Source organism: Kribbella sp. NPDC026611 (assembly GCF_040638345.1).
Lineage (GTDB): Bacteria > Actinomycetota > Actinomycetes > Propionibacteriales > Kribbellaceae > Kribbella.
The window spans coordinates 21,314-40,986 of sequence record NZ_JBEZYC010000013.1; the positions used below are offsets into that span (position 1 = coordinate 21,314).

At 68.7% G+C, this 19,673-nt stretch carries 16 protein-coding genes; 9 read left to right on the forward strand and 7 right to left on the reverse strand.

Going from position 1 to position 19,673, the window contains the following annotated elements:
- The first annotated feature begins 149 nt into the window (after positions 1-149).
- Positions 150-821 (forward strand): lipoyl(octanoyl) transferase LipB, encoded by a 672-nt coding sequence (lipB, locus tag AB0E69_RS37295; RefSeq protein ID WP_360158315.1) that lies wholly within the window; start codon positions 150-152, stop codon positions 819-821.
- Here lipB and AB0E69_RS37300 read toward each other — a convergent pair.
- Positions 803-2,185, reverse strand: a complete 1,383-nt coding sequence (locus AB0E69_RS37300) for a sulfatase-like hydrolase/transferase (protein ID WP_360157722.1) — start codon at positions 2,183-2,185, stop codon at positions 803-805. The genes lipB and AB0E69_RS37300 overlap by 19 nt on opposite strands.
- A gap of 129 nt (positions 2,186-2,314) precedes the next feature.
- Here AB0E69_RS37300 and AB0E69_RS37305 point away from each other — a divergent pair, with 129 nt between their 5' ends.
- Positions 2,315-4,168 (forward strand): hypothetical protein, encoded by a 1,854-nt coding sequence (locus AB0E69_RS37305; RefSeq protein WP_360157725.1) that lies wholly within the window; start codon positions 2,315-2,317, stop codon positions 4,166-4,168.
- An 8-nt stretch (positions 4,169-4,176) separates the two neighbouring features.
- Here the strand turns inward: AB0E69_RS37305 and AB0E69_RS37310 are convergent, their stop codons facing one another.
- From AB0E69_RS37310 to AB0E69_RS37320, 3 genes are all read right to left on the reverse strand, one after another.
- Positions 4,177-5,139 carry a LysR family transcriptional regulator gene (locus tag AB0E69_RS37310; RefSeq protein ID WP_360157728.1) on the reverse strand — a complete coding sequence of 321 codons (963 nt, stop codon included), beginning with the start codon at positions 5,137-5,139 and terminating at the stop codon, positions 4,177-4,179.
- Between the two features lie 109 nt (positions 5,140-5,248).
- Positions 5,249-6,400: an ABC transporter permease gene (locus AB0E69_RS37315; RefSeq protein WP_360157731.1), complete on the reverse strand. Its 1,152-nt coding sequence runs from the start codon at positions 6,398-6,400 to the stop codon at positions 5,249-5,251.
- On the reverse strand, positions 6,397-7,278 hold the full coding sequence (locus tag AB0E69_RS37320; RefSeq protein WP_360157734.1) for an ATP-binding cassette domain-containing protein: 882 nt from the start codon (positions 7,276-7,278) through the stop codon (positions 6,397-6,399). The genes AB0E69_RS37315 and AB0E69_RS37320 overlap by 4 nt, the downstream gene beginning before the upstream one ends.
- 194 nt (positions 7,279-7,472) lie before the next feature.
- Here AB0E69_RS37320 and AB0E69_RS37325 point away from each other — a divergent pair, with 194 nt between their 5' ends.
- The gene (locus AB0E69_RS37325) at positions 7,473-8,816 is read left to right on the forward strand and encodes a hypothetical protein (protein WP_360157737.1); all 1,344 of its coding nucleotides are present in this window, start codon (positions 7,473-7,475) and stop codon (positions 8,814-8,816) included.
- Here AB0E69_RS37325 and AB0E69_RS37330 read toward each other — a convergent pair.
- Both AB0E69_RS37330 and AB0E69_RS37335 read right to left on the reverse strand, forming a co-directional pair.
- A complete protein-coding gene (locus tag AB0E69_RS37330; protein WP_360157740.1) occupies positions 8,771-9,445 on the reverse strand; it encodes a response regulator transcription factor in 675 nt (224 codons plus the stop codon). The genes AB0E69_RS37325 and AB0E69_RS37330 overlap by 46 nt on opposite strands.
- Entirely contained in the window at positions 9,442-10,788 is a 1,347-nt protein-coding gene (locus AB0E69_RS37335) for a sensor histidine kinase (protein ID WP_360157743.1), read from the reverse strand. Before AB0E69_RS37335 ends, AB0E69_RS37330 begins: the two co-directional genes overlap by 4 nt.
- Positions 10,789-10,844: 56 nt before the next feature.
- Here AB0E69_RS37335 and lipA point away from each other — a divergent pair, with 56 nt between their 5' ends.
- The 3 genes from lipA (at position 10,845) to AB0E69_RS37350 (ending at position 13,920) form a co-directional block, all read left to right on the forward strand.
- The gene (gene lipA / locus AB0E69_RS37340; RefSeq protein WP_360157746.1) at positions 10,845-11,783 is read left to right on the forward strand and encodes a lipoyl synthase; all 939 of its coding nucleotides are present in this window, start codon (positions 10,845-10,847) and stop codon (positions 11,781-11,783) included.
- Between the two features lie 11 nt (positions 11,784-11,794).
- On the forward strand, positions 11,795-12,490 hold the full coding sequence (locus AB0E69_RS37345; RefSeq protein ID WP_360157749.1) for a DUF4191 domain-containing protein: 696 nt from the start codon (positions 11,795-11,797) through the stop codon (positions 12,488-12,490).
- Between the two features lie 149 nt (positions 12,491-12,639).
- On the forward strand, positions 12,640-13,920 hold the full coding sequence (locus AB0E69_RS37350; RefSeq protein ID WP_360157752.1) for a cyclopropane-fatty-acyl-phospholipid synthase family protein: 1,281 nt from the start codon (positions 12,640-12,642) through the stop codon (positions 13,918-13,920).
- Here AB0E69_RS37350 and AB0E69_RS37355 read toward each other — a convergent pair.
- Positions 13,917-14,375: an RDD family protein gene (locus tag AB0E69_RS37355; protein ID WP_360157755.1), complete on the reverse strand. Its 459-nt coding sequence runs from the start codon at positions 14,373-14,375 to the stop codon at positions 13,917-13,919. The two genes, AB0E69_RS37350 and AB0E69_RS37355, sit on opposite strands and share 4 nt — an antisense overlap.
- 190 nt (positions 14,376-14,565) lie before the next feature.
- Between AB0E69_RS37355 and glnA the strand changes: the two genes are divergently transcribed.
- The 3 genes from glnA to AB0E69_RS37370 all read left to right on the forward strand — a co-directional run bounded on the left by glnA (position 14,566) and on the right by AB0E69_RS37370 (position 19,673).
- Entirely contained in the window at positions 14,566-15,990 is a 1,425-nt protein-coding gene (gene glnA / locus AB0E69_RS37360; protein ID WP_360157757.1) for a type I glutamate--ammonia ligase, read from the forward strand.
- Between the two features lie 153 nt (positions 15,991-16,143).
- Positions 16,144-17,832, forward strand: coding sequence for a sialidase family protein (locus AB0E69_RS37365; protein WP_360157760.1), 1,689 nt, complete (start codon positions 16,144-16,146; stop codon positions 17,830-17,832).
- Between the two features lie 77 nt (positions 17,833-17,909).
- Positions 17,910-19,673, forward strand: coding sequence for a hypothetical protein (locus tag AB0E69_RS37370; RefSeq protein WP_360157763.1), 1,764 nt, complete (start codon positions 17,910-17,912; stop codon positions 19,671-19,673).

The following is a 19,673-nucleotide window of genomic DNA, read 5'->3' on the forward strand; positions in this document are numbered from 1 at the left end:
GAGCAAGTTATCCACAGCCCCCAGCCGGTCCGGAGTACCAGCCGGAGTGCCAACCGAGATACCGAGCCCAGGTGAGGGCAGCGATGGCGCCTACACTCGGGGGTGTGACGGGTATTCGGTATGTGGAGGCTGGGTTCGGCGCGGCGGCTGTGGAGTACGAGGTTGCTTGGGCTGAGCAGCGGCGGTTGCATGCGGAGGTTGCCGAGGGGGTTGGGGCGGATACCGTTATTTTGCTGGAGCATCTGCCCGTCTACACGGCGGGTAAGCGGACCGAGCCTCATGAGCGGCCGGTGGACGGGACGCCGGTGGTGGATGTGGACCGGGGTGGAAAGATCACCTGGCACGGCCCGGGGCAGTTGGTGGGGTACCCGATTGTGAAGCTGGCCTCCCACGTTTACGTCGTGGACTACGTGCGGCGGCTCGAGGAGGCGCTGATCGCGGTCTGTGCGGAGCTTGGGGTCAAGACCGGGCGGGTGAAGGGGCGTAGCGGGGTCTGGGTTGCGGCCGACGATCGTGGCCGGGAGCGGAAGATTGCCGCCATCGGGATCCGGGTCGCTCAGGGCGTGACCATGCACGGGTTCGCGCTGAACTGCGACAACGATCTGAGCTGGTTCGACCGGATCGTGCCGTGCGGGATCTCGGACGCCGACGTCACCACGCTGTCCAAGGAGCTCGGGCGGGACGTGCCCGTGCGGGAGGTGCTCGACTCCGTACGCCGTCACCTCGACCGGCTGCTCGCCTGGGACGACTACGAGCGCAGCCCGGACATCGACCACCAGGAAGAGCCGCCGAGCGCGATCACCTACGGGCTGACCGTCTGATGCGGGTGCAGACCCACGTCTGCTCGCCAAGCAGCGTGCAGGTCGCGTAGCCGAGCCACCACCTCCGGCTGAGCCGACAGGTGGTTGGTCTGCTCCGCTACGTCGTCGGACAGGTTCGCTAGGAACCAGCCCTCCCCCATCGGCGCGTGCTCGTAGGACCTGAGGTGCTGCGTGTTCTCGTCGTCAGCCACCCAGCTCAGCTTCCACGGGCCGGACCGCACGGCCCACTGGAACTCGCAATCCCAGTGCAGCGCCTCGTGCTGCGTGTCCGACTCCCCTGCCAGCGTCGGCAGGATGTCCAGGCCGTCGACACCGTCGGCACGAGCACCGGCCGCAGCAGCGAGCGTCGGGACCAGGTCGAGCGTGCTGACCACAGCGTCCGTACGCCGGCCAGCAGGCAGCTGCCCGGGCCAGCGCCAGATCATCGGAATCCGGATCCCGCCGTCCCACAGCGTGTACTTCGTCCCCCGCAGTGGCGTGTTGTCGCCGAAATTGCAGGTCGATCCGCCGTTGTCGGTCACGTACACCACGATCGTGTCCTCGCCTACCTGGTCGAGCAGCCGCCCGATCTCGGCGTCCATCAGCTCCAGCTGCGCCAGGTAGTACTCGCGTCCGTGCGGCAGGTTCGGCACGATCACGTCGTCGTACCACTCGGGGAAGGACTCGTTCACCTCCGGCGTCCAGTCGCGGAACGCCGGCAGCCCACGGGCCTCGAGCTCAGAGTCCGGCAGCTGCCAGCAGAAGTTGTGGACGGCGTTGAAGGCGACCATGCAGAAGTACGGCCGCTCGTCGTCCGCATCGATGAACTCGGTGGCCCGCCTGCCCAGCTCAGCGGTCAGGAAGCCCTCGTGCTCAACGGGTACATCGCCCGACAGCAACGGCTGCACAGCCATGTGATGCGCCGCCGGCTGCCCGTAGGACTCGACGGCTGCTTCTGAATGGTGCAGGTAGTTCAGGCGCCCGAAGGACTGACCTGCCAGCCCATAGAGCGTCTCCTCGAACCCGTGGTGGGGCGGACAGGCCCGGTCCCCTACGGACTCGCCGCCGTAATGCACCTTGCCGAAGTACCCGGTGCGGTAGCCCGCGTCGCGCAGGAGCTCTGCCAGCGTGGGTACGTCGTCCGGCGGGAACGCGGCCGAGTCGAACCACTGACCGCCCCACCGCTGCTGGTACCGCCCGGAGATGATGGCCGCCCGGGACGGACTGCAGATCGGCGCAGTCACGTACGCGTCGGTGCAGCTGACGCCCTCGGCCGCGAGCCGGTCCAGGGCCGGCGTGCGTACGTCGGGGTGGATGCCGAGGCCGCCGCGGTCGGCGTACCCGTGGTCGTCGGAAACGATCAGCAGGATGTTGGGCGAAGGCAACGGCTCATCCTCTCGTAGAAGCGGCGGTCTGATCTGTCCACAGCACCACCCTAGGCAACCGGTTGCCCTTCCGGGGCGGTGTCGGAGCGTCTGCGGGGTGTGACGGCGGATCGTCGCTACCTTGGGTCTGTGGCCAAATTTCTTGGGTTCTTGCTCGGCGTAGCGGTCGCGCTGGCCGGGCCGGCGGTGTTCGGCGTACTGGCAGCCCCGGGCGGTGTCGAGCTGAATGCGAAGGGGATGGCGCTTGCCTTCGGCATCGGCGCGCTGGTCTTCTGGGCCGTGGTGTCGTACTTCTCCGGCGCCGGTGCGCTCGGGGCGTTCGTCGCGTTCGGCACGCTGGTCTACTGCTGGCTGTGGATCCCGAACCGGACCACGAACTTCCTGAACGACGTCCCGGGGGTCACCAACGGGATGATCGAGGGGTCCAAGCAGTACACGCTGAACGGTGTTGTGCCGATTCTCACCGTGATCTCGCTGGTGTATGCGATCCAGCTGATCGTGCGGAGTGCGCAGCGGCGTCGGCGGGAGCGGGCGGAAGCCGAGCGGCTGCAGCGCGAGCAGGAGGCGGCGCAGGCGCAGCAGGAGGCCGATGCGGCCGCGGTGTATCCGGTTGCTGGGGGCACCTATCAGGCGGAGAACTCTTACGCTGGTACGGCGTTCGGGAACAGCAACCGGTACGACGATCTGTTCGACGAGCCGGAGCCGGTGCGGCCGCGGAGTCAGGCGGAGGAGCAGACTGATTCGTTCCCGGCTGACGGGGTCGATCACACCGCGGAGTATCCCGATGCCCACGGCAACTACCCGGACGACGGGGACGCGACGGTGCTGGTGCCGACCGACCGCGACGAGACGATGCACATGCCGCACGAGCCTGAAGGTGTGGCGCCGGAGGACACCGCGCCGGCGAATCAGGTGACCCGACAGCACGAGCCGCAGCCCCAGGACCCGACTGAAGCGGTGCAGCCAGGAAGCGAGCATGGCCAGGCCGGGCGGGCGGCGAGTGAGGAGCCGGTGGCTGGGCAGTCGGCAGGTGGGCAGTCGGCAGGTGGGCAGCCGGTGGCCGGGCAGCAGGTTGCTGGGGGCTCGGTCGCTGGGGGCTCGGTTGATGAGCACGCGGGTGACGGGGAGTTGCCAGCAGGTTCTGCGCAGCGCCCGGAGGCGGTGCAGTCGGAGGTAGGCGGTCCGGTAGAGCCGGAGGGCGGGGCGGGATCGCAGGCAGCTGCGCCGACGCCTGCTGCAGCACAGACGCAACCGCCTGTGGGGCAGGAGCCTGTGGCCCCGGTGGACGAGTCTTCGAGGCCGGAGCCGCAGGAACAGCCGCGGCAGCAGGCTTCAACGCAACCCCAGGCGACGACGCAACCGCAGACCACGGACCGGCCGCAGACGTCAGGCCAGTCACCGGCGCCACAGCAATCGGTGCCGACGCAACCGCAGACCACAGACGAGCCGCAGGCGGCGGGCCAGACTCCGGTGCCGGAGGCGTCTGCCGCGCAGCCGCAGTCACCGCCAGTGCAGCCGCAGGCGGCCGGCCAGGCAGCCGCCCCGGAGTCGGCTGCCGCGCAGCCGCAGTCACCGCCAGTGCAGCCGCAGGCGGCGGGCCAGGCGCCCGCGTCGGAGGCGGCTGCCGCGCAGCCGCAGTCAGCTCCAGTCCAGCCCCAGACGGCGGGTCAGTCAGCCGCCCCGGAGTCGGCTCCGGGGCAGTCGGAGGGTGGGGGGTCGCAGGGTTCCTCGCAGGTGGCGGGTCAGGATGAGACTCGGGTGATGCCTGTTGGGGAGAGGGACGCGACTCGGCCGATGCCTGTGGTGGAGCCGGAGCCGCCGGTTGCGCAGGAGCGCAAGCCGGAGGACAAGATGGAGCGGGCGCCGGTGGTGGGTGGCAAGGAGCAGATGGGGTCGCAGTATCGGGAGCGGATGGACAGTCCGGAGGACACCGGGGAGTTTCACCTGACTGCGTTCGAGAATCCGGTGATCAAGCCCGCGTAGTGCGCGGGTCAGGCGACGTGCATGCGGTGTTGCTGGCTGTCCCGGCGGGCGTGTTCGATGATGGCTTCGTCGTACGCCTCGGTGGCCATCTGGAGGACGTCGGCGGACATCTGCGCTCGCGGGGACTCCGCGCTCCACGCCAGGACCAGCCGACGGTGAATGGGGTCCCCGGTGAGGCTGCGGGTGGTGACGTCTGAGGAGAGCATCCGGTACGACGTGGGCGAGATGAGCGCCACGCCCTGGCCGCTCGTCACGAAACCCATCAGCACCGACGTGTCGACCGAGTGGTGCTCCACCTTCGGCTGGAAGCCGGCCGCCTCGCAGGCCGCGCGGAACAGCACGTGGAATCCGCTGTCGTCCGGTGGTTCCCCGATCCACTCCTCGCCCGCCAGCTCGGACAGGTCGAGCGCACCAGGATTTCGCGACGCCACCGGGTGATCGGCGGCGAGAGCGACGTACGCCGACTCCGACTCGACCACTGTGGTGGACTCGACCCCGGTCGGCAGCCGCAGCTCGAAGCCAGGAAACTCACGCAGCAGCGCGAAGTCCAGCCGTCCGCTCTCCAGCTGCTGGAGCAGGACGCTCGAGGACCACTCGACCTCGATGCTGACCTGCTCGATCTCCCCGTGGTCGCGCAGCCGGGACGCGATCCCGGACATCGGCGCAGTCGGGAATCCACCGAGCCGCACCGCGGACGACTCCACCGCCGTCATCGCGGACACGGTCGCGGCCAGGTGGTCGACGTCGACCAGGATGGCTCGCGCGCGATCCACGGCGTACCGGCCCAACGGAGTGGGCTTCACCCCGGTGCGGGAGCGCTCGAACAGCTCACCGCCGAAGGCACCCTCGATGCGCTTGAGCTGCGCGGTCAGGCTCGGCTGGCTGACCTTGAGCCAGCGGGCGGCGCGTCCGACGGACCCCGCTTCGGCTACCAGGACGACCACCCGCAGGTGTCGCAGCTCGACGTTCATGCGTTGAGACCGTAGTCGAGGTGCGGGCACAGCACACAGCTACCCTACATTGCGGTTTCATCACAGCCGGGCCCTCCCCTGTAACGCTGGGCCCGGCTGTAACGATGTCTTACGACGCATCGAGTCGCAGCGCCTCGCGGTACCCTAACCGCCGGCCGGTCTGCAGCAGGGTGCGTTCGTAGAGCCGCGCTCCGAGACGCACGATCAGCACCGTGGTGGCGAGCAGGATCGCGATCGCAAGCAGCGGCTGCCAGAGCGGTACGTCCTCGGTGAGCATCCGCCCCGGCATCGACATCGACGACGCGATCGGCACGAACGACGCGACGGTCTTGGCCGACGACCCGGCGAACACCGAGAAGAAGAACGGGATCATCAGGATCATCTGCCCCGGCAGCGTGGTCGACCCGAGGTCCTCCTGCCGGGTGGCCAGCGAGCCGGCCACCGCCCACAGCCCGGCCAGCGCCACGAAGCCAAGCACGAAGAACACCACGAACCAGCCGGCCACCGGCGCGACCACCTCGAGTACGTCGGCCTGGTCGGTCGCCAGCAGCCCGATCAGCGAGGCTGCCGCGATCACCACGATCTGGGAGAGCGCGAGCACGGTGTTGCCGAGCACCTTGCCCCACAGCAGCGACCGGATCGGGACGGCGGCGGCCAGGATCTCCACGACCCGGCTCTCCTTCTCCTGCACGACGCTCTGCGCGATCATCATCCCGAAGCCGAGCGCGGTCATGTAGAAGACCAGCGCGAGCCCGATGGTGACGAAGCCGGACACGATGCCGGGCAGCTTGCCCGGGTTCATCAGCTGTATGTCGACCTGCGTCCCGGCCCGCAACTCGGACGGGGTCAGCCCGGCGCGCGAGGCGTTCGCCTCCATGCCGACCGTCGACGCCGCCTGCCGCAGCCCGCTCTCGATCTCCGTGTCGACCTTGTCCTTACCGACGACGACGTAGCCGTTCGAAGCGGGAAGGAGCGCAGCCTTCGCGTTCCCGTCGGTGACCGACTGCCGAGCCGCCGCCTCGGAAGGGCTCCGCACCACCTCATAGTGCTGCGTAGCCTGCTGTACGACGCGTGCACCGGCGTCGTCGACCACAGCGATCTTGTCCGGCCCACTGCTGCCCGCGATGATCGCGGGGATGATCACGGCGGCCATGACGATCAGCAGCATGACCAGGGTCGAGCCGATGAAGGTCTTGTCCCGCAGCTTGGTGCTGATCTCGCGCTCGGCGATCAGCACTGCCGGGCGGTCCAGCGTGTTCATCGGGTCGCCTCCCGGAAGACGTCGCTCAGTGCCACTCGCTCCGGCGCGAACTCCAGCACAGGTCCCCGACCAACAGCAGACTGCAGCACCACCTGCTCCGCAGCGCGGTCCTCGACGTCGAAGAGCGCAGTACCTCCGGCCACGTCACGCACGTGGATCCCTCGGATGTCGCGCAGCCAGCCGGCGTCCCCGTCGACCACCAAGCGGTACGTCGTAGTCGACCCGGCAGACAGGTCCGCGACGGACCCGGCCGCGACCACCTTGCCGCGAGACAGCACGACCAGGTCGTCGCACAGCCTCTCCACCAGGTCGAGCTGGTGGCTCGAGAACAGCACAGGTACCTCCGGTGTGACCTCCTCGCGCAGCAGGTCGACCATGGCGTCCACAGCGAGCGGGTCCAGTCCGCTGAAGGGCTCGTCCAGGACCAGGGCGATCGGCTGGTGCACCAGGGCGGCGGCGATCTGCACCCGCTGCTGGTTGCCCAGCGACAGCGTCTCCAGCACGTCCCCCGCACGCTCGGCCAGCCCGAGCCGCTCGAGCAGCTTGTCCGTCCGCTCCAACGCCAGGTCCGGCGAGAGCCCGTGCAGTCGACCGAAGAAGACCAGCTGGTCGCGGATCTTCATCTTCGGGTACAGCCCGCGCTCCTCGGGCATGTACCCGAAGTCCCGCCGTACCTCCTGCGACAGCGGAGCGTCCTTCCACCGCACCTCGCCCGCGGACGCGGCCAGCACACCGAGGATGATCCGCATCGCCGTCGTCTTCCCGGCCCCGTTGGCCCCGACGAACCCGGTCATCCGTCCCGGTACGACGTCGAACGCGACGTCGTCCAGCGCCAGCTGATCCCCGAACCGCCGAGTGAGTCCCGCCACCCTCAGCATCTGTCACCGTTTCCCATCAGCTCAGCCCCCAGCCGGACACGCACCCGACCTTGCCCAAAACCTAGTCAGGACAAGCCCACCCCCACGTCGCCCGCGAGGGTGATCACCCGCGTCATCCGCCGGGCGGACCCGGAACGAATTACCACCCGCTTCGCACTGCCGACGGGAGCGCTCCGATCCGTAGCATGACCGCCGTGAAACTTCTCCGTGGATGGCTTCGCAGTGTGCGCGCAGTTCTGACCGACGAGAACGTCGATCTGTGGCTGCTGACCGCCGCGGCCGGGGTGTTCACGGTCCTGGGAATTGTGAACGTGGTGAGTATCAGTGTGCTGAGCGCCGCGATCCTGGCGTTGCTGGCGGTGCTCGCGTTCGCGCAGATCCGGTCCCGGAAGCTGGTCGCCGAGATCGCGCAGGCACATCAGAACGCATCAGCCGTAGTACTGCTGCCGACGTTCCCGGCCGAGCTGGCGGAGGCCAGAGCGGATGCCAACGACGTGCTGCTGATCGGCGTAGCGATGGCCCGCACGATCCAGGGCTCCAGGGACGAGCTGTACCGCTCGCTCACTCATGGCGCCCGGATCAGAGTCCTCGTGCTGGATCCGACCGATGAACGCATCATCGCCGAGGCGGCGAAGTTCCGCTCCCCCGGCCGCTCGGCCCTGCTCGCGCAGCGCGTCCGAGGCACCCTCGACGAGCTGGTGGAGCTGCAGCACAGCACCGGCGGCAACCTCGAAGTCAGAGTGACGCAGTTTCTTCCTGCGATCGGCGTGAACCTGCTCCGCGGCGCCGGCAAAACCACTCTGACGGTGCAGCACTCCGAGTTCGGCCCGACGGGCGAACCCGGTCCGATCCTGCACCTGAGCGAAGCAGACACGATCTGGTTCCGGAGGTACGAGCAGCAGGCCGAGCGGATGTGGGCCGCCGGGACGCCATGGCCGCCGACGCTCGAGCACCGTCTCAGCTCCGCGATCCGACCTCAGTTCACGGAGCAGTTCGGGCCAGAGTTCCTCGACGCGATGACGTCGGCCCACGATCTGTTCATCACCGGGATCATCCGCAACACGCTGCTGACCGCCAACTTCGGCATGTTCGAGGAGCGGCTCAACGCAGGGTGCCGGGTGCGAGTCCTGCTGATGGCGCCGGGTGCTGCGACGCTCGACATCGCGGCCGACCGGTACTACGCCGGGCGCGAGAGAGTCTCGGCTGTCAGCCGCATCGAGCACTCCCTCCGGCTGCTGGAGTCGCTTTCGGCTTCGACGAATGGGCAATTGGAGGTCCGGCTGACAACGCACCCGATGGCGGCTGGGGTGGTCGGCGTGAACCTGGACGGGGCCGGTCCCGACGACCCCGGCGCGCTCTTCGTCGAGTACTACACCTACCAGGAACCAGGTGAGCCCAAGTTCGTGCTCCGGCCGGGCGATGCCGGCTTCGCTCAGTTCCGCGGCGAGGCCGAGCGTCTCTGGAACGCTGCTGAACCGGTGACCAACGACGGTCAGGCGGACGCGTCGTCTCCGGGGGTGACGAGGCCGCATTCGTAGGCGAAGACGACGGCTTGGACTCGGTCGCGGAGGCCGAGCTTGAGCAAGATCCGGGAGACGTGGGTCTTGACGGTGGCTTCGCCGACGAAGAGTTGGGTGGCTATTTCGGTGTTGGTGAGGCCGCGGGCGATCAGGCCGAGGACTTCGCGTTCGCGGTCGGTGAGTTCGGCCAGGAGGTCGGGGCGGTAGACGCGTTCGCCGCCGCCGGTGAAGCGCTTGATGACTCGGCGGGTGACCTCAGGGGCGAGCAGGGCGTGGCCGGAGTGGACGATCTCGATGGCCTCGACCAGGTCCTCCGGCGCGGTGTTCTTGAGCAGGAAGCCGCTGGCACCGGCGCCCAGCGATTCGAACAGGTAGTCGTCGCGGTCGAAGGTGGTGAGGATGACGACCTTGCCGGCGTCGGCCGCGACGATCTGCTGGGTCGCGGTGATCCCGTCCGTCCCGGGCATCTGGACGTCCATCAGTACGACGTCGGGCCGCAACGCCAGCGCCAGCTCGACGGCCGCCGAGCCGTCCGCAGCCTCGCCGACCACCTGGATATCGGGCTCGACCGAGAGGATCATCCGGAAGCCGGCCCGGACCAGGTCCTGGTCGTCCACGAGCAGCACCCGCATCGGGTTCTCCGTCATCCCTGACCTCCAGAAAGCGGGCGGTTCTGCGGGTCGAGGGGCAGCCGGACCCGGACCCGGAAGCCACCGACCGGGCGCGGCCCGATCTCGCTCTCGCCACCGAGCAGACCGACCCTCTCACGAATCCCGACGTGCCCGAGCCGGCTCCCCACCGGCGCGTGCTTCGGCCGACCGTCGTCGAGCACCTCGAGCTCGACCGACTCCTCGAGATACCGCAGCGTGAGGTGCGCACTGCGCGCGGTGGAGTGCTTCCGGACGTTCGACAACGCCTCCTGCGCGATCCGGTACACCGACACCGAGACCGTCTTCGGCAGCTCGACCGGCGCCCCGATCTGGTGGAAGCCGACCTCCAGACCGAGCCCGTTGACTTCGGCAATCAGCGCCGGCAGCCGGTCCGCCCCGGCCTGCGGCGCCTTCACTTCGGCCGTCACGTCGAGATCGGGGTCCGCCGCCCGGAGCATGCCGAGGAGTTGGCGCATCTCGTTCACCGCGCTCCGGCTGGACTCCTCGATCACGTTCAGCGCGTTCTTCGCCGCGTCCGGGTCGGTGTCCATCACCCGCCGCGCACCGCCGGCCTGGACGCCGATGCTGCTGATGTGGTGCGCGACCACGTCGTGCAGCTCGCGGGAGATCCGCAGCCGCTCGTCGATCACCGCGCGCCGCGCGTTCGCCTCCTGCTGCGTGGCCAGCTCCGACGCCTGCTGCGCGAGCTCCAGCTGCTGCCGCGCGGTGGCCCAGGCGGTCCGGCCCCAGAAGTACGCCCCGAAGAAGTACAGCCCGTTCAGCGCGACCGTGATGATCACGTTCGACACGTACGGCGAGAACAGCCCGTGGTTCGGCCCCTCGATCGCGTTCGCCCGGAGCGCCTGGACGAAGTTGATCGTCAGCCAGCCGAACATCACCAGGAACACCAGCCCGCAGGCCGCCTTCACCAGCCGCCGGTCCCGGCCCCAGGCCACCGCCGCGAAGATCGACATGAACAGCGAGATCTGCGTCACCAGGTTGGCGCTGAACGCGAACAGCGCGCGCTCGCCGGTCACGACGAACAGCGCGGCCACCACCAGCATCACCGGGATCGGGAAGCGGCGCCGGAAGCACAGCGGCAGCGCGCCGGCCGCGCTCAGCACGTACGGTTCGACCCCGCCGATCCCGAGGTCAACGTGGGTCGCCGAGCCGCCACGGGCCAGCTCGGTCCCGAACACGGCCGCCAGCGCCATCCCGAGCCCGAGGAGTACGTCGTACCGGCGTTCCTTCGCGGTCGGACCCGGCCGCACCCACGCCCGGACCGCGGGCGCCGCCTCGGCCTCGGCCGCGGCGGCCGTACGGAGCTCAACTGAGGACATAGATCACGAGCGTACGGGTGAAACGGCCCTGAGCGGGGACGCGTACTCTTGAGGGCGTGACGATCGCCCCAGAAGGACGGAAGCTGCTCAGGCTCGAGGTGCGCAACGCGGAGACCCCGATCGAGCGTAAACCCGAGTGGATCAAGACCCGCGCCAAGATGGGCCCGGAGTACCAGGCGCTGCAGAAGCTGGTGAAGTCCGAAGGACTGCACACGGTGTGCCAGGAAGCCGGCTGCCCGAACATCTTCGAGTGCTGGGAGGACCGGGAGGCCACCTTCCTGATCGGTGGCGACCAGTGCACCCGGCGCTGCGACTTCTGCCAGATCGACACCGGCAAACCCGAGGCGCTGGACCGCGACGAGCCGCGCCGGGTGGCCGAGTCGGTCCGGACCATGGGCCTGCGGTACGCGACCGTGACCGGCGTCGCCCGCGACGACCTGGACGACGGCGGCGCCTGGCTGTACGCCGAGACGATCCGGCAGATCCACGAGCTCAACCCGGGCACCGGCGTCGAGATGCTGGCGCCCGACTTCAACGCGGTCCCCGAGCAGCTGGCCGAGGTGTTCTCGTCCCGCCCGGAGGTGTTCGCGCACAACGTCGAGACGGTGCCGCGGATCTTCCGCCGGATCCGGCCCGGCTTCCGGTACGAGCGCTCGCTGGACGTCATCACCCAGGCCCGCGACTACGGCCTGGTCACCAAGTCGAACCTGATCCTCGGCATGGGCGAGACCCGCGAAGAGGTCAGCCAGGCGCTGCTCGACCTGCACGCGGCGGGCTGCGAGATCATCACGATCACGCAGTACCTGCGTCCCTCGGTGCGGCACCACCCGGTCGAGCGCTGGGTGAAGCCCGAGGAGTTCGTCGAGCTCCAGGACGAGGCCACCGCGATCGGTTTCGCCGGTGTGATGTCCGGTCCGCTGGTACGGTCCTCGTACCGCGCCGGCCGGTTGTACCGCCAGGCCGTTGAGTCACGTATGAACAACCAGGACAGGTAGAGCAGGTAGAGATGGCCAAGAACGACGCGCCCGAAGAGAAGACCAGCCGGCTCAAGCAGATCGTGTCGGCGTACAAGCTGACCAGGAAGTCCGACCCGACGGTCGGTCTGGTGCTCGCCGGGATCTTCCTCGGCGTCGCCGCGGTGGGAGTGGCCGGCGGTCTGCTGGTCGGGCCGTTGCTGATCTGGATCCCGCTCGGCGTTGCGCTCGGGTTCCTGGGCGCCACGATCGTCTTCGGCCGCAAGGTCGAGAAGGCGGCGTACAGCCAGATCGAGGGCCAGGCCGGTGCGGCCGCGTCGGCGCTGCAGACCCTGCGCCGCGGCTGGACCGTGTCGCCCGCGGTCGCGGTCACCAAGAACGCGGACATCGTCCACCGGGTGGTCGGGCGGCCGGGCATCGTCCTGGTCGGCGAGGGCCAGCCGAGCCGGGTGAAGAACCTGCTGAGCGCCGAGGCGAAGAAGCACAGCCGGGTCGCCGGCGGCGCCCCGGTCACCCAGATCATCGCCGGGACGGGCGAGGACGAGGTCGACATCCGCAAGCTCACCAAGCACGTGATGAAGCTGCCGGCCGTCATGCAGCCCTCCGAGATCACCGACCTGCTGCAACGCCTGAAGGCGCTGGACGCCGTCCGCCCCCAGGTCCCGATGCCCAAGGGCCCGGTCCCCAGCAACCTCAAGGGCGCCCGCCAGGCCATGCGCGGCCGCTGAGCGGACGCTGGGTGACAGTGGGGTAACCCAGCAGCGGTTCGGTAGTTGATCTGTCGTGACGTGGCACGAGTGTGCCTTGGTGTCGCGCCGTGGGGAGGCTGGTTGGCCTTAGGGTGCGACCAGGACGGATGGCAGGGGAAACAGCAGAGATGACGGATCTGATGCCGGCGGTCCACCAGCCGGCGACCGACACGTGGCCGACGCTCGCGCGGCCGCGGTCGAACCCGGTACGGCGGGCCGGTGCGGCCGCTGCGATTCGGATGATTGCCAAGGATCTGCCTGCGACGATTCACCTGGATCGGAATCGGTCGTACGGGCTGGGTGGGCCGGCGATGCGGGTGCACCGTACGTCGGCCTTTCTCGACCGGCTCGGGCACGACGCCGGGTCCGGGTTCGGGGAGGCGTACCTGGCCGGTGACTGGGATCCGGAGCCGGGCACCGATCTGGCCGACCTGCTGGTCCCGTTCGCGGAGCGGTTCAGCAACGAGGAGACCCGGCACCTGCTGCCGAAGTGGGCGCAGTCGCTGCGCTGGCTGGTGACGCGGTCCCAGCCGGGCGAGCAGGAGAACGACCGGGCCGGCGCCCGGGAGAACGTGAGTCGGCACTACGACCTCAGCAACGGGATGTTCTCCGAGTTCCTCGACCCGACGCTGACCTACTCGGCGGCGTACTTCCGGAACGATCCGCTGGCCGATCTCGCCACGGCGTCGTACGACGAGCTCAGCGACGCCCAGCTGCGCAAGCTGGACTCGATCCTCGACGCGGCCGGCGTGCAGTCCGGATCCCGCGTGCTCGACATCGGCTGCGGCTGGGCGAGCCTCGCGATCCGGGCCGCGCAGCGTGGTGCGTGGGTGACCGCGATCACCATCGCCTCGCAGCAGGCGCTCCTCGCGCAGCGGCGGATCGCGGACGCCGGGGTCAGCGACCGCGTGCAGGTCGCCCTGCGCGACTACCGGGACCAGATCGGCGAGTTCGACGCCGTCCTCAGCGTCGAGATGATCGAGGCCGTCGGCGAGAAGTACTGGCCGGTGTACTTCGACGCCATCGAGCGCCGGCTGGCACCGGGCGGCGTCGGCGTGGTGCAGGCGATCGTGATGCCGCACGCGCGGATGCTCGCCACCCGGAACACCTTCACCTGGGTGCAGAAGTACATCTTCCCGGGCGGTCTGATTCCGTCGATCAAGGTGATCGAGGACGTCACGGCCCAGCACACCGGCCTGCGCGCAGAGGTGATCCGGCACCTCGGCGGCGACTACGCCCGCACCCTCCGCGTCTGGCGGAACCGCTTCAACGAGCGCTGGCCGGTGATCGCGGACCTCGGCTTCGACGACACCTTCCGCCGGATGTGGGAGTTCTACCTCGCGTACTCCGAGGCCGGCTTCCGGACCGGGTACCTCGACGACGTCCAGCTGCTGCTGACGCGCCGCTAACGTACGACGACGACGGTGTTCGCGGCGCGGTCGTGCAGGCCGCGGCGGTCGCGGTCGTAGACGACGGCCGGGATCAGCAGGCAGAGCAGCAGCGCACGGATCGCGGCCCGCAGGAGCAGCTCGAGCGCCGACGACGGCTGCTCCCCCAGGAACTGCACGCGCAGGCCGCAGAGCCGGTGCCCGATGGTGCCGCCGATCAGGCCGGTCAGCAGCGTGGTCATCACGAAGAAGATGACCAGGTGCGAGGTGTTGTAGTCGTTCCCACCGGCCCACATCGGCTTGCCGACCACCGGCGAGGCGATCAGGGCGGCGAGCAGCCAGTCGATCAGCAGCTGCAGGATCCGCCGGCCCCAGCCGGCCACCGATCCAGGACCCTCCTCGGGCAGGCCGAGCCGGCTCCCCGGATACCGGAACTCGTCGGTCGGTGCGGGTCCCGGCTGCGCGGAGGAGGCCATAGCGCTAGCCTACGGATGCAGGTACGACGCTTCACCGGCGCACCCGGATATCTCAGTGCGTTACCGTCGTACGCCAGTGGGTCAGCGCGGACACGCTGGGCGTAACACCCGTGAAACACCGGGGTCACGGCCGGGAAACCGGCAGGCCCTACGTTCAGATGCATTCTCTGAGCCACCCCGAGGAGTACGTATGTTTTCCAGCGCTGAGGAGCTGCTCGCCTACGTCAAGGACGAGGGCATCGAAATCATCGATGTCCGCTTCTGCGACCTGCCGGGCATCATGCAGCACTTCACCGTCCCGGTGTCGTCGTTCGGTCCCGAGGTCTTCGAAGAGGGCCTGATGTTCGACGGCTCGTCCGTCCGCGGGTTCCAGCAGATCCACGAGTCCGACATGAAGCTGCTGCCGGACCCGACGTCGGCGTTCATCGACGAGTACCGCGGTACGAAGACGCTGGCGATCAACTTCTTCGTGCACGACCCCCTCACCGGTGAGGCGTACTCGCGCGACCCGCGGAACATCGCCCGGAAGGCGCAGGAGTACCTGAAGTCGACCGGGATCGCGGACACCGCGTTCTTCGCGCCGGAGGCCGAGTTCTACGTCTTCGACGACGTCCGCTTCGAGACCAAGTCGAACTCGGCGCACTACTCGATCGACTCCGTCGCCGGCGCCTGGAACACCGGCCGGGTCGAGGACGGCGGCAACCGCGGCTACAAGGTCCGCTACAAGGGTGGCTACTTCCCGGTCGCGCCGACCGACCACTTCGGCGACCTGCGCGACGACATCACGCTGTCGCTGGAGCGCGCCGGCCTGGTCGTCGAGCGCGCCCACCACGAGGTCGGGACCGCGGGCCAGGCGGAGATCAACTTCCGCTTCGACGAGCTGCTGAAGACCGCCGACAACCTGCAGAAGTTCAAGTACATCGTCAAGAACACCGCGTGGGCGGCCGGCAAGACCGCGACCTTCATGCCGAAGCCGATCTTCGGTGACAACGGCTCCGGCATGCACTGCCACCAGTCGCTGTTTGCCAACGGCGACGCGCTGTTCTACGACGAGTCCGGGTACGGCGGCCTGTCCGACGTGGCCCGCTGGTACATCGGCGGCCTGCTCAAGCACGCCCCGTCGCTGCTGGCCTTCACCAACCCGACGGTGAACTCCTACCACCGCCTGGTGCCGGGCTTCGAGGCTCCGGTGAACCTGGTCTACTCGCAGCGCAACCGCTCGGCCTGCATCCGGATCCCGATCACCGGGTCGAACCCGAAGGCGAAGCGGATCGAGTTCCGCTGCCCCGACCCGTCGGCGAACCCGTACCTGGCCTTCTCGGCGCAGCTGCTGGCCGGCCTGGACGGCATCCGGAACAAGATCGAGCCGATCGACCCGGTCGACAAGGACCTCTACGAGCTGCCGCCGGAGGAGCACGCGGGCATCCCGCAGGTCCCCACCTCACTGCCGGCCGTGATCGACGCCCTCGAGGCCGACCACGCGTTCCTGCTCGAGGGCGACGTCTTCACCGAGGACCTGATCGAAACCTGGATCGACCTCAAGCGCGAGCAGGAGATCGCCCCGATCCAGCTCCGCCCGCACCCGCACGAGTTCGAGCTGTACTACGACGTCTGAGTTACCGCGTCGTACCCAGTCGTACCGAAGTTGTAGCTGAGAGTCAGCTGAGAGGCCCCGTCCGGTTCGTCCGGGCGGGGTCTTCTCATGCTGTGGGGGTCAGGCGCAGAATGCGCTGTGACATCCCTCGGGGGCAGAGAAGGGGGAACCACAGTGAGGCCGTCAATCATGCGCCGGTCCGCGATGCTCGGGGCGATCGCTCTGGTGGGATCGCTCGCACTGGTCGCCACGCCCGCCACCGCGGCGCCGAGCGCCGTTGCCGTGCACAACCCGTTGCTCAAGGAGGTGCTCGCCGAAGAGGAGGAGCCTCAGCCGGACGACCCGGCGCAGTCCGCCCTGTGCCAGGGGTACCTCGGTCATCCGAACCCGTACGGGAACCCGGCGCCGAACGTCGACCAGATCGTCGGCGACACCGTCGTCCCGGTGGGCTCGCAGAAGGGCTGCAGCGCCGCCCAGAACGAGACCACGATCGCGGTCAACTCCTGGAACCCGCGCAACATCGTCGCCGGCGCGAACGACTACCGGGTGTTCAACGACCGCGAGCAGCGCAACGACAGCTCGAGCTTCGCGTACACGTCGTTCGACGGCGGGCACAGCTGGGCGAACCGGCAGATCCCCGGCCTGACCTACACCTCGGGCGGGACCGGCGCGTTCCGCTGGTTCGACGGCTCCGGTGACCCGGTCGTCGCGTTCGGACCGGGCAACACGGTGTACTTCGCCAGCCTGCTGTTCAGCCGGTCCGCACCGCTCGGCGGGCAGGACGCCAGCGCGATCGTCGTCAACGTGTCCCACGACGGCGGCCTGCACTGGGGCGGTCCGCACGTCGTCGCGATGGACGGCGTGAACGCGGACGGGACACCGGCGGTGACCCACATCTTCAACGACAAGCCGTGGATCGCCGCGGATCCGGCCAGCGGCCGGGTGTACGTGACCTGGACGAAGTTCACGTACGACACCGACGACAATTATCTCGAGTCGCCGATCATGGAGTCGGCGAGCGTCGACTTCGGCTCGCACTTCGGGACGCCGGTCCGGATCCCGCCGTCGCTGACGAACTTCCCCGGCGGCGTTACGCCGTACGACCAGGGCTCGAACCCGCAGGTCGGCAACGACGGGCAGCTGTACGTCGCCTACGAGGCCTCGGTCTGTGCGACCGCGGCGTGTGACGGCGCGAACGACCGCGACGCCACGGTCGTTGCCACGTCGACCGATCACGGGCGCACCTTCAAGCACGCAATCGTCGACACGAACTACGACTTCCCGGACACGCTGACCGGGGAGAACTTCCGCCTGAACAGCTACCCGCAGCTGGCCTACGACCGGCGCAGCGAGAAGCTGACCGTGGTCTGGTCCGACGACCGCAACGGGCTCTACGACGCAACCACCGGCGCCTCTGTCCGCACCAACGGCGACAACGTGGTGTCCTCGTCCGGCAACGGCAGGACCTGGTCCGGCCCGCTGGTCATCGGCACCCCCCAGGACGAGTTCTTCAGCGCCGTCGCGGCGCGCGACGGCAAGGTCGCGATCGCGTCGTACACCAGGCACTACGACCCGAACGGGATCAACCTCGACTTCGCCTACTGGGCCGCCTCCGGCACCCGGTCCCTCGGCGGAGCCGCCACGCAACGCATCACCACGGCCTCCGAGAACCCGCAGGTCCAGTTCCTCAGCGTCCAACCCGACGGCACCGAGGTCCAAGGCGTCTTCATCGGCGACTACGCCGCCGTAGCCATCGGCTCCGACCTAAGAATCCACCCCTGCTGGACCGACTTCCGCGGCCGCCCCGGCGTCAACACCCCCAACCAGGACGCTTACACCCAAAGCATCCAACTCAGGCACTGACGACACCCGTCGAGGCCACCTGATCCGCGAGCGGATCAGGTGGCCTCGTAACTTTCGTGAGCTGGTAAGACTGGCTGATGGACGATGTGGTCGAGTTGCGCGGGTCGGAGGATGTCGAGAGTCTGATCGAGCGGGGGCGGGTGGCGGGAGCGCTGGCGGCGTTGCGGGCAGCTCGGGAGTCGGTCGGTGCTGCGGAGTTGTTGCTGGTGGCCGACGGGTTCGGGCAGCTCGAGCACTGGGGAGAGCGTGCCGATACGTTGCGCATGGCAACGGAACTGCGACCTGGTGACGCCGAGCTCTGGGCGCACCTCGGGGACGCCCTGGTTCTGGACGAGCAGCTCCCTGCCGCGATGACGGCGTACCGGCAGGCGGTGGATCTGGGGCCGGCCACGGTGGGTGACGTGCTGCGGGCGTTGCTCGGGTTCGGGCTCGAGGACGAGGCGATCGAGCTCTTCACGGCAGCACAGGAACGGCATCCAGGATCGGCGTCGATCTGTCATGCGCTCGCCGCCGCGCACGGGCTCTCGGGAGACCACGCGCGGGCCGTGGGGTTCTTCCGGACAGCGCTCGAGCTCGATCCCGAGGATGACCTGATTCGCTGGAACCTGACGCACGCGCTGGCCAGGACCGGGCGCTCGCTCGAAGCGTGGCGGATCTACCGGGATGAGCCGGGCGACCGTACGACGGGACCTACCCGAGTCGTTGTCGAGGAGTGCGACCTGTCATGGCGCGACGCTCACCCCGATCTCCTGCGCCGGCTGCAGAACGCCATCGGGTGGACGGTGCCGTTGATCCGTAGCGGCGGGTACGACCGAGAGTCCGAGCTGACGTTCGTGTTCGACATCGAGGCGCCGACGCTGCGATCAACCCTGGTCACGGAACCGACCAGTGCCGGTGTCCGGTTCGTCGTCACCTCCACCGACGGAACGCCGGTGCAGGACCCCGACCTCCGGCTGTGGCGCGCGATCGTCGACGAGGCGGTGACCGGATTCCGGGACCCGGGTGACTCCACCTGGTTCGCAGTGATCGGCACCACCCCGGGAGTCATGCTCGAGTACGCCGATCAGCGCCTGCGCTCCGCGGGCACCGTCGCCGGCATCGAAATCACGCCGTGCGTCCCGGTCGAGGAGCGCACCGGCATCGTCGGACTGGACGACGACACCGACCGTGAGATCCGCCCGGTGCTGCTCGAAGGTGCCGTCCGCAACGATCACGACGGGGGCATGTATGCGCACGAGGAAGGCCTTCGGGCCCGCCGGATGTGCGCGCTGCTCTCCTTGGCCTGGAATCGCTGCTGGACGATCAAGCTGCGCCCGCACTGGGAGGTCCCGGCCGGGATCGTTCCCGACGTCGAGGAGCCGCCGCTCGAGCAGCCGAACAGCCTGAACTCGACGGAGGTCGTCGAACTCCCGTCCTGGCTGACGGCCGCCTGGAAGCGGATCGAGGAGGATTCGAACCTGTCGGACGCGCTCGACGCCTTCTACGAAGGGATGCTGCTGTACCGCGAGCACCCGTCGCTCGCGATGGTTGCGTTCGTCACGTGCTGCGAGACCTACGGGAGTCGCACGATCCCGGGACGATTGTCGAAGCTGAGGTTCCGGACCGCCCTGGAGACAGTGCTGGACGAGGAGGACGCCGCCGAGCTCATCAACACGTACTACACGCTCCGCAACGAAACCGCGCACCAGGGAAAGCTGCACGGCCTGGAGAAGTCCTTCGGGCTTCAGCTTGACCGGATGGTCGGAGAGGCCGATCCGGAACTGGACTTCACCCACGGCGTGCTGCGCAATCTCCGGGCGGCGACCCGCAGCCTGTTGATTGCGGCGCTCGGCGGCGACTGA